Source organism: Streptomyces sp. NBC_01314, assembly GCF_041435215.1.
In the GTDB taxonomy this organism is placed as follows: domain Bacteria; phylum Actinomycetota; class Actinomycetes; order Streptomycetales; family Streptomycetaceae; genus Streptomyces.
This window is the reverse complement of sequence record NZ_CP108394.1, coordinates 3,004,170-3,017,937: the sequence shown is the minus strand read 5'-3', so window position 1 is coordinate 3,017,937 and position 13,768 is coordinate 3,004,170. Positions and strand designations below refer to the sequence as shown.

13 protein-coding genes and 3 pseudogenes are annotated in these 13,768 nt (G+C 71.8%); 13 read left to right on the top strand and 3 right to left on the bottom strand.

Annotated elements, in window-relative coordinates:
- Positions 1–102: 102 nt before the first annotated feature.
- The 4 genes and pseudogenes from OG622_RS13290 (at position 103) to OG622_RS13275 (ending at position 3,108) form a co-directional block, all read left to right on the top strand.
- Positions 103–1,240: pseudogene (locus OG622_RS13290) on the top strand (molybdopterin-dependent oxidoreductase).
- Positions 1,237–1,647 (top strand): hypothetical protein, encoded by a 411-nt coding sequence (locus OG622_RS13285; RefSeq protein WP_371576040.1) that lies wholly within the window; start codon positions 1,237–1,239, stop codon positions 1,645–1,647. Before OG622_RS13290 ends, OG622_RS13285 begins: the two are co-directional and overlap by 4 nt.
- A 26-nt stretch (positions 1,648–1,673) precedes the next feature.
- On the top strand, positions 1,674–2,066 hold the full coding sequence (locus OG622_RS13280; RefSeq protein WP_371576037.1) for a hypothetical protein: 393 nt from the start codon (positions 1,674–1,676) through the stop codon (positions 2,064–2,066).
- 52 nt (positions 2,067–2,118) lie between these two features.
- Positions 2,119–3,108: pseudogene (locus OG622_RS13275) on the top strand (NAD-dependent epimerase/dehydratase family protein).
- Positions 3,109–3,190: 82 nt separating this feature from the next.
- Here OG622_RS13275 and OG622_RS13270 read toward each other — a convergent pair.
- Together OG622_RS13270 and OG622_RS13265 are read right to left on the bottom strand one after the other, a co-directional pair.
- Positions 3,191–4,303 carry a sensor histidine kinase gene (locus OG622_RS13270; protein WP_371576035.1) on the bottom strand — a complete coding sequence of 371 codons (1,113 nt, stop codon included), beginning with the start codon at positions 4,301–4,303 and terminating at the stop codon, positions 3,191–3,193.
- Positions 4,293–5,012, bottom strand: coding sequence for a response regulator transcription factor (locus OG622_RS13265; protein ID WP_371576033.1), 720 nt, complete (start codon positions 5,010–5,012; stop codon positions 4,293–4,295). Before OG622_RS13265 ends, OG622_RS13270 begins: the two co-directional genes overlap by 11 nt.
- Positions 5,013–5,128: 116 nt before the next feature.
- On the opposite strand from OG622_RS13265, the gene OG622_RS13260 reads away from it, so the two are divergent.
- The 7 genes from OG622_RS13260 (at position 5,129) to OG622_RS13230 (ending at position 10,602) form a co-directional block, all read left to right on the top strand.
- Positions 5,129–5,854, top strand: coding sequence for a glycosyltransferase family 2 protein (locus tag OG622_RS13260; RefSeq protein ID WP_371584087.1), 726 nt, complete (start codon positions 5,129–5,131; stop codon positions 5,852–5,854).
- The gene (locus OG622_RS13255) at positions 5,851–6,519 is read left to right on the top strand and encodes a DUF2064 domain-containing protein (protein ID WP_371576031.1); all 669 of its coding nucleotides are present in this window, start codon (positions 5,851–5,853) and stop codon (positions 6,517–6,519) included. The genes OG622_RS13260 and OG622_RS13255 overlap by 4 nt, the downstream gene beginning before the upstream one ends.
- The gene (locus OG622_RS13250; protein WP_371576028.1) at positions 6,516–7,382 is read left to right on the top strand and encodes a class I SAM-dependent methyltransferase; all 867 of its coding nucleotides are present in this window, start codon (positions 6,516–6,518) and stop codon (positions 7,380–7,382) included. Before OG622_RS13255 ends, OG622_RS13250 begins: the two co-directional genes overlap by 4 nt.
- Complete coding sequence (locus OG622_RS13245) at positions 7,379–7,858, top strand: hypothetical protein (RefSeq protein ID WP_371576026.1); 480 nt, start codon at positions 7,379–7,381, stop codon at positions 7,856–7,858. The genes OG622_RS13250 and OG622_RS13245 overlap by 4 nt, the downstream gene beginning before the upstream one ends.
- A gap of 11 nt (positions 7,859–7,869) precedes the next feature.
- Positions 7,870–8,859 carry a glycosyltransferase 87 family protein gene (locus tag OG622_RS13240; RefSeq protein ID WP_371576024.1) on the top strand — a complete coding sequence of 330 codons (990 nt, stop codon included), beginning with the start codon at positions 7,870–7,872 and terminating at the stop codon, positions 8,857–8,859.
- Positions 8,860–9,659: 800 nt separating this feature from the next.
- Positions 9,660–10,397 carry a flavodoxin family protein gene (locus tag OG622_RS13235; protein WP_371576021.1) on the top strand — a complete coding sequence of 246 codons (738 nt, stop codon included), beginning with the start codon at positions 9,660–9,662 and terminating at the stop codon, positions 10,395–10,397.
- Between the two features lie 25 nt (positions 10,398–10,422).
- The gene (locus OG622_RS13230; RefSeq protein ID WP_371576020.1) at positions 10,423–10,602 is read left to right on the top strand and encodes a hypothetical protein; all 180 of its coding nucleotides are present in this window, start codon (positions 10,423–10,425) and stop codon (positions 10,600–10,602) included.
- Positions 10,603–10,699: 97 nt separating this feature from the next.
- Here OG622_RS13230 and OG622_RS13225 read toward each other — a convergent pair.
- Positions 10,700–11,828: pseudogene (locus tag OG622_RS13225) on the bottom strand (sulfite oxidase).
- A gap of 288 nt (positions 11,829–12,116) precedes the next feature.
- Between OG622_RS13225 and OG622_RS13220 the strand changes: the two are divergent.
- Entirely contained in the window at positions 12,117–12,548 is a 432-nt protein-coding gene (locus OG622_RS13220) for an NfeD family protein (RefSeq protein ID WP_371576019.1), read from the top strand.
- Between the two features lie 4 nt (positions 12,549–12,552).
- The gene (locus OG622_RS13215) at positions 12,553–13,590 is read left to right on the top strand and encodes an SPFH domain-containing protein (RefSeq protein WP_371576017.1); all 1,038 of its coding nucleotides are present in this window, start codon (positions 12,553–12,555) and stop codon (positions 13,588–13,590) included.
- Positions 13,591–13,768 lie beyond the last annotated feature (178 nt).

Below are 13,768 nucleotides of genomic sequence, written 5' to 3'. Positions count from 1 at the left end.
GTTTTCCGATCGCCTGCCGGGCTTTGCCGTCAGGGATACGTCCGTGTTCTGTAAGGGGCTCGGGCGTTCCGAAGGGGCCTGGCGGCGGGTGGGATGAGGTGCATGGAACAGCGCTTCTTTCCGCCGGTCTTCCGGGGCAGGCTGCACGATGCCCGGACGGCGACCTCGATCGGGCGGTGGCTCGGCTCCGCTTTCGTGGTGTGCTTCGTCACCGGTCTGATCAGTCACGTGATGCAGCATCCGCCGGGATGGCTGGCCGACGACCTGCCCAGCCGTCCGGCGTGGGGGGTATCGGTTCACGCAGGGGCTGCATGTCGCGTCCGGCATCGCGGCGGTTCCGCTGCTGCTGGCCAAGTTGTGGACGGTGTATCCGCGGCTGTTCGCCTGGCCGCCGGTGCGTTCGGTGCGGCACGCGCTGGAGCGGTTGTCGGTGGCTGTCCTGGTGGCGGCGGCCGTCTTCGAGGTGGTCACCGGCCTGCTGAACACCGCCCAGTGGTATCCGTGGCCGTTCTCCTTCGTGCCGGTGCACTATGCCGTGGCCTGGTTGCTGGCCGGGGCGCTGGTGCTGCATGTCGCGGTCAAGGCGCCCGAGATCCGGACGCACTGGAGCCGGCGGTCGCCGGGGACGCTGGCCCTGCCGGAGGAGGACGGGGCGGACCGGCGGTCGCTGCTGACCGCGGTGGCCGCGGCGGTGGGGGCGGTCACCGTGACCACGGCGGGCCAGTCCTTCACCCCGCTGAAGGATCTCGCTCTGCTCGCGCCCCGCCACCCGGACCACGGCCCGCAGCGCCTGCCGGTCAACCGCACCGCCGCCGCGGCCGGTGTCGGACTGATTCCAGCCGAGCGTTACCGCCTGACGGTCGCGGGACCGCGGCCGTACACGCTGACGCTGGATGAGCTACGTGCCTTGCCGCAGTACGAGGTGGAGTTGCCGATCGCCTGTGTGGAGGGGTGGAGCAAGTCGGCGCACTGGAGGGGCGTGCGGGTCGTGGACCTGCTGGAGCGGGCGGGTGCCCCGCCGCATGCGCGGGTGCGGGTGGTGTCGTTGCAGACCCGGGGCGGCTACCGGGTCTCGGAGATGGGGCACGAGCACGCCCGCGACCCGCTGACCCTGCTCGCGCTGCGCCTGAACGGTCAGGAGCTTTCCCCCGATCACGGCTGTCCGGTGCGCCTGATCGCCCCGAACCGGCCCGGGGTGCTGCAGACGAAGTGGGTCGGCCGGCTGGAGGTGCTGTCATGAGGGTGAGCGTGGTGCGGGTGATGACCGGCGCGGCCGGTCTGGCGCTGATGGGCGTCGGCGCGTCCTTGCTGCTGGACGTGCGCGACCTGGCGGGTGTGCTGGTCTGGCTGGGCGGGGCCGTGGTTCTGCACGACGCGGTGATCGCGCCACTGGTGCTGCTCATCGGGCTGGTGCTGGTACGTGGTGGTGTGCGCGGTCCGGTGCGTGGTGCGCTGCTGGTCGCGGGCGCGTTGACGGCGGTGGCGCTGCCGGTGCTGCTGCGCCCGGGGAAGTCGGCCAACTCCTCGGTGCTGCCGCTGGATTACCCGCGCAACTGGCTGCTGGCGCTGGTGGCCGTGGCGGCGGTGACGGCCTTCCTGCTGGCCGTTCGGGGGACCCGCCGTATCCAGCGGCGGCCCCCTTCGTAGCTCCGACGCCACTGGCGCCTGCGGCTGTGGCGGGGCTGACACATCCACGCCACCTGGCGGCGGCCGACCACTGGGCCGGGCTGTACGTCCTCCTGATGCCCGCCCTTCCCTTCCTGGTCCTCGGTCTGCTGCTCCCGTTGGGGGGCAGGCCGGGGCATGACGTGGAAGGCGCACTGACCGTGCTCGCGTGGGCCGGATGCTCGTGCCTGGTGCCGCTGCGGCGCCACGGTGTGCGGGTGCTGTCCGGTGACGTGGCAGTCCTCGGGGCGTGCTCGTCGTTCGTCGACAGCCACATCTTCTGGGAGCGGGGGACGTTGACCACGCTCAGCTTCGCGGTGGGATTCGGTTTGCTGGTGGCGTCCCGGACCGGTGACGTCCCGCGGACGCGGGCCACGGCGGGAAGCCTTACGAACTCCTGACAGATCCCCGCCGCAGGGCCCGTGGGTGAGTGCGCGGTCGTAGCGTCGGGGCATGTTGATCCTGGTCACTGGAGGTGCGGGCTTCATCGGCTCGCACATCGTCACCGCCCTTGCCGGTGCCGGACACGAGGTGCGCGTGCTCGACTCGTTGCTGTCCGCCGCACACCGTACGCCTCCGCCGATTCCGGACGGGGTGGACTGGCGGCACGCCGACGTCCGTGACCGGCAAGGACTTCGCCGACGCTCCCGACTACGTGGGCTGCAACGACCTGGGCACGGCGGTGCTCCTGGCCGGGATGGTGCAGGCCGGGGTGGGCCGGCTGGTGCTGGCGAGTTCGATGGTGGTGTACGGAGAGGGAAGGTACGAGTGCTCCCGGCACGGTGTCGTGGTGTCGGGGCCGCGCCGGGTGGCGGACCTGGAGGAGGGCCGCTTCGAACCACCGTGCCCGAAGTGCGGTGACCCGCTCGCCCCGGGACTGGTGACCGAGGAGGCGCCGGCCGACCGCGCAACGTGTACGCGGCCACCAAGCTCACCCAGGAGCATCTCTCGGCCGCGTGGGCGTGGGCGCGGGCGACGGGCGGCCGGGTCGCGGCGCTGCGCTACCACAACGTGTACGGGCCCGGTATGCCGCGCGACACCCCTTACGCGGGCGTCGCCTCCCTGTTCCGGTCCGCGCTGGAGCGCGGCGAGGCCCCGCGTGTCTTCGAGGACGGCGGCCAGCTGAGGGACTTCATCCACGTCCGGGACGTCGCCGCGGCCAACGCCACCGCACTGGCCGGGGTGGACGACCTGCCGGAGGGCACGTTGCGGGCGTACAACGTGGGCAGCGGTGACCCGCACACCGTGGGGGAGATGGCCGCCGCCCTGGCCATGGCTCACGCCGGGCAGAAGCTGGTCGTCACGGGGGAGTACCGGCTCGGCGACGTCCGGCACATCACCGCCTCCTCGCAGCGGCTGCGCGACGAACTGGGGTGGACGGCGCAGGTTTCCTTCGTGGAGGGGATGGCGGAGTTCGCGACGGCGCCGCTGCGCGCGGGCTGATGTTCAGCCCTGGGACGCCCCCGCAGGCGAAGGACCGGCCCCGGCGGACGAGCCGGGGCCGGTCCTTCGCCTTGCGGGCCGCTCAGACAGCCGCGGGAAGGTGGACCTCGAAGCGGCAGCCGCCCGGTACGTTGCTCACCGCTGCGCGTCCGCTGTGGGCCTCGACGATGCCGCGCACGATCGCCAGGCCGAGTCCGGCCCCGGCGGGCGGGGTACGAGCGTGGGTACCGCGCCAGCCGGTGTCGAAGACACGAGGCAGGTCCTCGGGCAGGATGCCGCCGCAGCCGTCCGTCACGGAGACGACGACGCTGTCGGCCTCGCGGCGGGCGGACACGGCGACCGTGCCGTCGGCGGGAGTCCGGCGGATGGCGTTGACCAACAGGTTGGCCAGGACGCGGGACATCTCGCGGCCGTCGACCTCGATCGGCACGGGCTCGACCCCGTCGCCCACCAGCCAGACGCCGTGCTCCCTGGCGAGGGCGTCGACGCCCGCGATGGCGTCGCCGACCAGGTCGTAGACCGACATGCGGGCGGTGTTCAGGGCAAGGACGCCGGCCTGGATGCGGGAGAGCTCGAACAGGTCGCCGACCATGCCGCTCATCCGCTCGACCTCCGTGCGGATGCGGGCGTGGTAGACGTGCGGGTCGGCGACCATGCCGTCCTCCAGCGCCTCGGTCATCGCCTGCAGTCCGGCGAGTGGTGTACGCAGGTCATGGGAGATCCAGGCGACCAGTTCGCGGCGGGAGGCGTCCAGGGCCTGCTCCCGCTCCCGGGACGCTGCGAGCTTCGCACTCGTGGCGGCCAACTCGCGGCTGAGTGCGGCGAGTTCGGCCGTGGGTGCCGTGGCGGGCGGAGTGAAGCTGCCGTCGTCGCCGAGGGCGCGTGTGGCCCTGGTCAGGGCCCGGCTGCCCTTGACGACGCTGCGGCCGAGGAGGAGGGCGACGGCGAGTGAGACGACGGCCGCCATGGAGCACACCATCGTCACGACCCAGAGGTCGTGGTCGGACAGGAACATCGCCCAGGCCACCAGCATCGTTCCGGCGAGCATCGCCGCGACCGTGACGGCGGCGACCACGGCCAGCGACAGCGTGACCGAACGGTGGCGCAGCAGCCGCAGGGCGGCGGCACCGAGCAGTCCGGCGGCGGCTGCGCCGATCGCCGCGTACAACGCGATCAGGAGGGTGTCAGGCAGCATCGCCGCCTCCGTTCGTACCGGGGACGTCGAAGCGGTAGCCCACTCCCCACACGGTGGTGATCAGTCGGGGGCGCGCCGGATCGTCCTCGATCTTCCCGCGCAGCCGCCGCACGTGGACGGTCACGGTCGACAGGTCGCCGAACTCCCAGCCCCACACCTGGCGCATCAGTTCCTCCCGGCTCGTGGCCCGCCCGGGATTGCGCAGGAAGAATTCCAGCAGATCGAACTCCCTTATGGTCAGGGCGAGTTCATTGTTGTGGCGCACGGCGCGGCGGGCGGTGGGTTCCAGGGCGAACGGCCCCGCCCGCAGCCATGCCCCGGCGGGTGCGGCCCGCGCGGCCGCCACCGCCCCGGCGCGGCGCAGCACCGACTCCACCCGCAGGACCAGTTCGCGGGGGCTGAAGGGCTTGGTGACATAGTCGTCCGCCCCGACCTCCAGGCCGAGCACACGGTCCTCCTCGTCGCCCCGCGCGGTCAGCATGATCACCGGCAGCGGGCCGTCCTCGCGGATGCGGCGGCAGACCTCCAGCCCGTCCATGCCGGGCAGCATCAGGTCCAGCACCACCAGGTCCGGCGGCTGCGCGGTGGCTTTGGCCACGGCGGTGGGGCCGTCGGCGGCCACGTCGACGGCGAAGCCCGCCCGGTTCAGATAGCCGGCGACGACCTCGGAGACGGTGGGATCGTCGTCCACGACGAGTACGCGTTTCACGTCGGTGAGTCTCGCACCGGTGTCCGGCCGGCGGCGGGAGCGGCGGTGGACGTCAGCGATCCGTAAGATCGCCAAATCCCTTATGTCCCTTTCGGGTTCGTAGGGTGAGTGGGGTGATCGAGACATCCCCCTCCACCGCCCGGGTCGACGTGGTGCTGCCCTGCCTGGACGAGGCCGAGGCCCTGCCGTGGGTCCTGGACCGGATCCCCGCCGGCTGGCGCGCGATCGTCGTCGACAACGGCTCGACCGACGGCTCCGCCGACCTCGCCCGCGACCTCGGGGCGTACGTCGTCCACGAGCCGCGCCGCGGCTTCGGTGCCGCCTGTCACGCGGGCCTGACCGCCGCCACCGCCGATGTCGTCTGCTTCAACGACTGCGACGCCTCCCTCGACCCCGCCCTGCTGCCCGAGGTCGCCGGCCCCGTCCTCGACGGCTCCGCCGACCTTGTTCTGGGCCGACGGCGGCCCACGACCCTGGGCGCCTGGCCGGCCCACGCCCGCCTGGCCAACCTGGAACTGGCCCGCCTGATCCGCCGCCGTACCGGACTGCGCCTGCACGACCTCGGCCCGATGCGCGCCGCCCGCCGCGAAGCGCTGCAGGCCCTGGATCTGACCGACCGGCGCTCCGGATACCCGCTGCAGATGGTGGTCCGTGCCGCCGAGGCCGGCTGGCGGGTGACGGAGACGGACGTGCCGTACCACCCGCGCACCGGCCGCTCGAAGGTGACGGGCACCTGGCGCGGCACCTGGAAGGCGGTACGCGACATGCGCGCCGTCCTCGGCGAGCGGTCCGTCACCGCATCGGCGGTCACGGCCACCACCGTCCCAGGAGGCGGACGATGAGCGCCCGGCACCCGGGCCGGCACCCGGGCCGGGGTGCGGCCACCCTGCTGGTCATCGCGAAGGAGCCGGTGCCGGGCCGGGTCAAGACCCGGCTGACGCCGCCCTACACGCCCCGGGAGGCCGCCATGTTGGCCGAGGTCGCCCTCGCCGACACCCTCCACACCCTGCTCAGCGTCCCTGCCCGTCGCCGCCTCCTCGTCCTCGCCGGGGCTCCCGGCCCCTGGCTGCCGCCCGGCTTCGACGTCGTACAGCAGGCGGACGGCGGTCTGGACGAGCGGATCGCAGCCGCCTTCGCCCAGTGCGAGGACGGACCGGCCCTTCTGGTCGGCATGGACACCCCGCAGCTCACTCCCGAGCTGTTGTCCGGTGTCGGCCGGGACGGCCACGATGCCTGGTTCGGTCCGGCCGCCGACGGCGGCTTCTGGGCGCTGGGATTCGCCGATCCGGCGCGGGCGGGGTCCGTCGTCCGGGGCGTGCCGATGTCCACGGACCGCACCGGTGCGATCCAGCGGTCGCGCCTGGTGGAGGCGGGACTGGCGGTGGCCGATCTGCCGGTGCTGCGCGACGTGGACACCGCCGCCGACGCCGCACAGGTCGCCGCCTGCTGTCCGCCCGGCTCCCGCTTCGCCGACGCCCTGGCCTCGCTCGCGGAGGTCGCCCGATGAGCGGGACGGCGACCGGCCTGGACACCGCCGTGACCGAGTGGACAGAGCCGGCCACGACGGGACCGCAGCCCCAGACCCTGACGGCGCGCACGTCGCGGACCCCCACGCCGACACAACCCACGGATCTGTTCGCACCCCGAGAGCCGGGCGAGCCGTGGACCGACGACCCCTATGCCCACGCCCTTCGCGCCGGCCGCGGCCCGCTGTTCCTGCGCCGCCTGTCACCCCCCGATCACCCGGACGGCCTCAGCGAGGAGGTGCTCCCGTTGGACGTCGAGCGCTGGTGCGCACCCCCCGACGCCGCCGACACCAGCGTGCTGAGCCGCTGCACAGGTCCCGTCCTGGACGTCGGCTGCGGGCCGGGACGTCTGGTGGCCGCCCTGGCCGCCCGCGGTGTACCGGCACTGGGTGCGGACGTCAGCCCGGCCGCCGTCACCCGGACCCGGCGCCACGGGGGTGCCGCCGTACGACGGTCCGTCTTCGACCGCCTGCCGGGGGAAGGCGGCTGGGGCACCGCCCTGCTGATCGACGGCAACGTCGGCATCGGCGGCGACCCGCTCGCCCTGCTCACCCGGCTGCGAGAACTGGTCGCTCCCGGCGGGTGCCTGCTGGCCGAGGCCGCCCCGCACGACGTGGACGAACGCCTCACCGTCCGCGTCGAGGACGGCCAGGGACGGCACGGCCGGCCGTTCCCCTGGGCCCGTATAGGCACCACCGCGCTGCTGTACGCCGCCGACGCCACCGGCTGGGTCCTGACCGGCCGGTGGACGGCTCATGGCCGCCCCTTCCTCGAACTCCACCGTCCGAAACCGACGCACGTCGACGCACACCGCACGCCCGCCGGAAAGCCCGCACACCCATGACCGACACCGCCACCCCCCACCCGCCGCAACCCATGCCGAGCGAGTCCCCGCAAGAGCGGCCCCCACGGCCGACGAGCCGCGGCAGCCGTCGTACACGCATCCGCGTCGGCGTCACCGCGACCTTGCTCGCCGTACTCACGGCTACAGTCGTCGACACGCTCCGCGCGGGGGACAACCAGGGCGAATCCGGCCGTCTACTGGCCGGTTACGCCGTCGCCTGGACCCTGTTCGCCGCGGCGGCCTGGACGGTCCGCAAGGTCCCGGCCCGCACCGCGACCGGTCTCGTACCGGCAGGGTCGGCCGCCATCGCGCTGGCCGCGCTCGCCACCTCGCCCCGCACCAGCACCGACATGTTCCGCTACGCCTGGGACGGCCGCGTCCAAGCCGCCGGCATCTCCCCCTACGCCCACCCACCCGCCGCCCCCGAACTCGCCCACCTGCGACGACAGGCTCTTCCCCACCGAAGGCGCCTGTAAGGACTGGGGGGGTGACCCGGACGGACAGCGGCCTGTGCGTCCGCATCAACCGCCCCACCGTCCCGACCATCTACCCGCCCGTCGCCGAGGGCTGGTACCTCGCCGTGCACACCGTCTCCCCACCGGACAGCCGCCACAAGCCGTTCCAAGTCGGTGGCGCAGTCCTGGCGTTCGGCACCACCGTGGCCCTTCTCGCCGTGCTGCGCAGGCGCGGAGACCCCCAGCGATCACCGGCCCGCGCCGCCCTGTGGGCCTGGTGCCCGGCCGTCCCCTTCGAAGCCGTCAACAACGCCCATATCGACACGCTCGGCGTCCTGCTCACCGTCCTCGCCCTCGCCACCGCCGGCGCCCGCCGCGGCGCGCTGCTGGGCGCAGCCGTCGCCGTGAAACTCCTGCCCGTCCTGATGCTGCCCGGCGCCCTGTCCGGCCAGCGCAGTCCGAAGCGCATCGCGTTCCTGCTCTCGGCCGTCCTCGCAGCGGTCGCGCTCGCCTACCTGCCCTACGTCGCCGCCTCCGGCGCCGGCGTCCTCGGCTACCTGCCCGGTTACCTCCACGAGGAGGGTTACGAACCAGGCCACGTACGACGCTTCGCCCGGCTGCGGCTGCGGCTGCTGTTGCCTGACGCCGCCGCCGGAGTGACCGTGGCTGTGCTCCTCGCCCTGACCGCCCTGTACGTCTGGCTGCGCGGCGACCCCGCCCGCCCCTGGCGCGGCGCCCTGCTGCTGACCGGCACGGTCCTGCTGCTGGTCTCGCCCAGCTACCCCTGGTACTCGCTCCTCGTCGTCGCTCTCGTCGCCTTGGACGGCCGCTGGGGATGGCTGACCGTCACCCTCGCTGGCACCGTCCTTTATCTCGCAGGACGCCTACTGCCCGGCTTCCCTCTTCAGACCTGGGCCTACGGCGCCGCCGCTCTCACCGTTCTCCTCGGTGCTTGCCTGCGCTCCGACCGGACACGCCGGAGGGCGCGGCGCCGGAGCGAGCGGCTGCCGATCGCCGCATAAGGGTGCGCCGCCCTGTGCTGGTGCCACTCAGATTGGGCTCTCCGCGGGCCTGGGCTCGGAAGAAGCGGTTGCGGTGGCCCTGCCGGACTGCGGACTCCCCAGCACCGATTCGGGACGGTTGCTCCTGGACTGCCCTCTGCCGCAGGCGGGCAAACGGTGGACCGACACCGGCCAGTATCACGACGAGGGCGGCAGAACCGCCCGCCGGGAGAGACGCGGGCGTCGCCGCTCCCGCCGCATCCGGCGGCCCTCAGGCACGAGCACGTCGCCACGTTCGGCGGCCGACGACGGGCGGAACTGTTCTTCACGAGACCCGCGACCTCGCCATGCCTCCCGCGCTCACCAATACCCCGCTCGCGAAACGGCCATACGACTTGCGGCACTCGGCCCTGCCCACCTGGCTGGAGCCGGCCGGGGTCGCTCTCCCGGGTCAGCTCCGCGACGCGGAATGCCTGGGTCCTCCCCCATAGCCCTGAACGGGCATGGGAGGTGCCCCCAGGCGTCATGGCGCCAGTTCATGGCGTACTCGGCCACGCGTTCGGGCGGGAGCGGGATCACGCGCTCCGCGGACACATCGATTGTCATGGCGCTGCCGCCTTGTCCTCGGCCGGCCGGGATCCGGGGCCCGGCCGGTGCCTCCAGGATCCGAGAGGCGGGAAGCCGACGCACGACGAGCGGTCGAGCACCCCTGGAACCCACCATGTGCCGGTGCGTCGTAACGGGACAGCGCGCGATTTCCGCGAGACGCTGCCGCCGGCACCACCCCTCGCCCCTGTCCGCTCACCTCCCCGGAGTCCGCCATGGCAGCACCACCGGCCCCGTCCACCGAGGACGGATACCGCTTCGACGACCTGCGCGCACTCTTCATCAACTGCACGCTCAAACCGTTCCCCCGGCTCAGCCACACCCAGGGACTCATCGACAAAAGCCGGGCGATCATGGACACGCAGGGGATGACCACGGACGAGATCCGTGCCGTCGACCACGACATCGCCCCCGGCGTGTACCCGGACATGACGGAGCACGGCTTCGCCACGGACGCCTGGCCGGCGCTGTACGAGCGGGTGATGGCGGCGGACATCCTGGTCCTGGCCGGGCCCATCTGGCTGGGCGACAACAGCTCCGTCACCAAACAGGTCATCGAGCGCCTGTACAGCTGCTCCAGCCTGCTCAACCCTCAGGGACAGTACGCGTACTACGGGCGGGTCGGAGGGTGTCTGATCACGGGCAACGAGGACGGCGTCAAGCACTGCGCCATGAACATCCTCTACAGCCTCCAGCACCTCGGCTACACCATCCCACCGCAGGCGGACGCCGGCTGGATCGGCGCCGCGGGTCCCGGCCCCTCCTACCTGGACCCCGGTTCGGGCGGCCCGGAGAACGACTTCACCAACCGCAACACCACCTTCATGACCTGGAACCTGATGCATCTGGCCGCCATGCTCAAACGGGCCGGAGGCGTTCCGGCCCACGGCAACCAGCGCACGGAATGGGATGTCGGCTGCCGCCCGGGGGCGGACAACCCGGAGCACCGTTGAGCGGGAGGGCAGGAGGCGAGCCGGGATGGGGCGCGTGCGAAAGGCATTGACCGCCGAGGTCCGGGCCGCCCTCGGCCGACACCTCCGGCAGCTGCGGAAGGCGCCGCGCACGGCATTCGTCGCCGCCGAGGCCAAGGGGCAGCGCAAACCCGAAACCGATGCGGGGCTGTGGCCGATCTTCTGGCCCTGCTCGCCTACAGGGTGATCCTGCGCTCCCGTGCGGGCGCCGAGGCCGGGAATCTGACGGGGACCGTGACCGGGGCCCATGAAGCGCTGGGGGGCGGCGTAGCCGGGCCGTGGGCTCATGCCGTATCAGAGGGATCGGGGCAGAAAACCGGCACCCGCTGGACGAGGTTGCTGGCGAATCCGCCCAGGTTCCAGGGCTGTTCCAGTGGCTGGGTGTTCCGCCTCGTCTTGGGCACGGGCGCTCAGGACATGGTCGCCGGGGACGGCGGACCACATGGAGGACCATCGGCGCCAGGCCCACCGGTGTCCCTGATCCGGTTCGAGTCGGGCTCTGTGCCACGTCAGGCCGCCGTCCGTGCTCACCTCCACCGATGTCACCGGGGCGCGTCCCGACCAGGCCCGCCCCTCCAGCAGGACCGGACCCGGCGCCACCACCCGCGTCCGGGACATGAAGTCGGGAAAGCCCGGCGGGATCAGCAGCGCCCTGGGAGCGATGCGGGTGACCGGCTCGCCCGCCTCCTCGGGTACCCGTCTGATCCGGTAGGCCACGGATTGCTGGAAGCCGGTGAACGGTGTGTCGACGACCGTGATGTCCCGCAGCCACTTCACCTGGGCCATCCCGTACCAGCCGGGCACCACGAGGCGCAGTGGGCTGCCGTGCTGGGGCGGCAGAGGTGCTCCGTTCATCGCGTAGGCCACCAGGACCTCGGGCTCGGCGCCCGTGGCGACGGCGAGGGGAAGGCCGCGCTGGTAGTCCTGCTCGACACCGCGCTCCACGCCGTGGTCCGCCCCGGTGAACACGACGTCGACCGCGCCGGACTCGACCCCGGCCTCGTCGAGGAGCAGCCCCAGGGACACTCCCGTCCATTCAGCCGTGCCGACCGCCTCGACCAACCACGGCTGGCTCACCGGCCGTGGCGACAGCAGAGCCCTGCCGTTGCCCGCACACTCCATCGTCACGCGCGTAGTGACCGCGGGGTAGGCGCGCAGCTGGGCGGGGGAGAGGCTGAGCGCGCGCCGTACGCGACCGCTCACCGTCAGCCGCCAGGCGGCTCCGTCCGGTACATGGGGGATGTCGTAGTGCGTCAGCACGTAGTGCAGGCCGGGCGGGGTGACGTCGTGGCGCATGGCCTCCAGCGGCAGGCCGTGATTGCGGGCGGCCAGCGCCAGTTCGTCCTGCCCCAAGCCCTCGCCGGACGAGGCCAGCCGGGCGGGACGGCTCACATCGGCGAGTCGACGCCTCATACCCTGATTTTCCTCTTCCCTTGCCGGCTGTGCATCGGTAGCCCTCGACGAGATGCGCGCCCTGCTCGCACGCCGCATGGCCCGCGCTGTGGAGTTAGCGGATCTTCCCCTATGGGTAAAATCGCCATAAAGGTCTGGAGTGGGCTTTTTCGGGGCGCGCATTGCACCAGTACATATTCGATCGTTCGGCAGGGTTTCCTCTCCCGGGGGTATCGCGACTGTTCCGTATCGGGGTCCAATAGTGGGAGTCAGTCCCTTCGCGCCCGCACCGGTCAGAAGAGGCACGCAATGGATCAATGGCTGATCTGGTTGATCATCGCAGCTGTGTTGGCTGTGGCGGAGATCTTCACCCTTACCGCTGCGCTCGGAATGCTGAGTGCGGCCGCGTTGGTCACGGCAGGGTCCGCCGCGGTCGGGCTGCCATTGCCGTGGCAATTCTTGGTGTTCACCGTCGTCGCCACAGTCACCGTGCTTTTCGTGCGCCCCATTGCGCTGCGCCACGTCCTCCAGCCCCAAGTGGAGCGGTTCGGCGTGGACGCGCTGGTCGGCAAGGGTGCGTATGTCGTGTCGGAGGTGACGGGCCTGGGCGGCAGGGTCCGTATCGACGGCGAGGAATGGACGGCCCGCGCCTATGACGAGACGCTGGTGATTCCTGCCGGAAAGACCGTCGACGTCATGGAGATCAGCGGCGCCACCGCGATCGTCTACCCACGGGACTGAAACCATGGAAACCTCGGCGTTCCTCATTGCCGGCCTGGTCGTCGCGCTGATCGCGGTTTTCACCGTGGTGCGGGCGGTCCGGATCGTGCCCCAGGCGCGCGCTCGTAATGTCGAGCGGCTCGGCCGCTACCACCGGACCCTGACTCCCGGCCTCAGCCTCGTCATCCCCTACATCGACCGCGTCCATCCGGTGATCGACCTGCGGGAACAGGTCGTCTCCTTCAAACCGCAGCCGGTCATCACCGAGGACAATCTCGTCGTCGAGATCGACACCGTCCTGTACTTCCAGGTCACCGACCCACGAGCGGCGTTCTACGAGATCGCGAACTTCCTTCAGGCAGTCGAACAGCTCACCGTCACCACCCTGCGCAACGTCGTGGGCTCCATGGACCTGGAAAAGACGCTCACCTCGCGGGACACCATCAACAGCCAGCTCCGCGGTGTGCTGGACGAGGCCACCGGCAAGTGGGGGCTGAGGGTCAACCGGGTGGAGATCAAGGCCATCGACCCTCCGCAGTCCATCAAGGACGCGATGCAGAAGCAGATGCGGGCCGAGCGGGACAAGCGGGCCGCGATTCTCGGGGCCGAGGGGCAGCGCCAGTCGCAGATCCTCACCGCCGAAGGCGACAAACAGGCCGCTGTCCTGCGCGCGGAGGGTAACCGTACCGCTGCGATCCTCCAGGCCGAGGGCCAGTCCCGGGCCATCGACGAGGTGTTCCAGGCCGTACATCGCAACGACCCCGACCCCAAGCTGCTCGCCTACCAGTACCTCCAGACGCTGCCCCAGCTCGCGCAGGGCTCCGGCAACAACTTCTGGGTCATCCCCAGCGAGATCACCTCCGCACTCCAAAGCATGTCCCGCGCCTTCACCGAGGTCCTGCCCCAGTCGCCCGCCACCCGCGAGAAGCCCCCGGACGACATGGTTGCCCAGGCCGCCAACGACAAGGCTCAGGCCGAAGAAGCCGCTGCCGCGGCCCTCGCCGACGCGGCCAAGGCCGAGGGCGCCACCCCCGATGCCCTCCCGTCTCACCCGCTTCGCTGACGGCGGGCGGACTCTCAGGCGGCGCGACTCGCACACCGGAAGCCTCCGAGCCGATGCCCATCTGGCAATCGCCGCTCATCAACCCTGCGCCGTTTGTTGGCTGCACTCATGCCGAGATATCCACATGGCGCCTACAGGCAGCCGCCCGAGTCGGACGAGCACCGCCGGGGGCGAGACA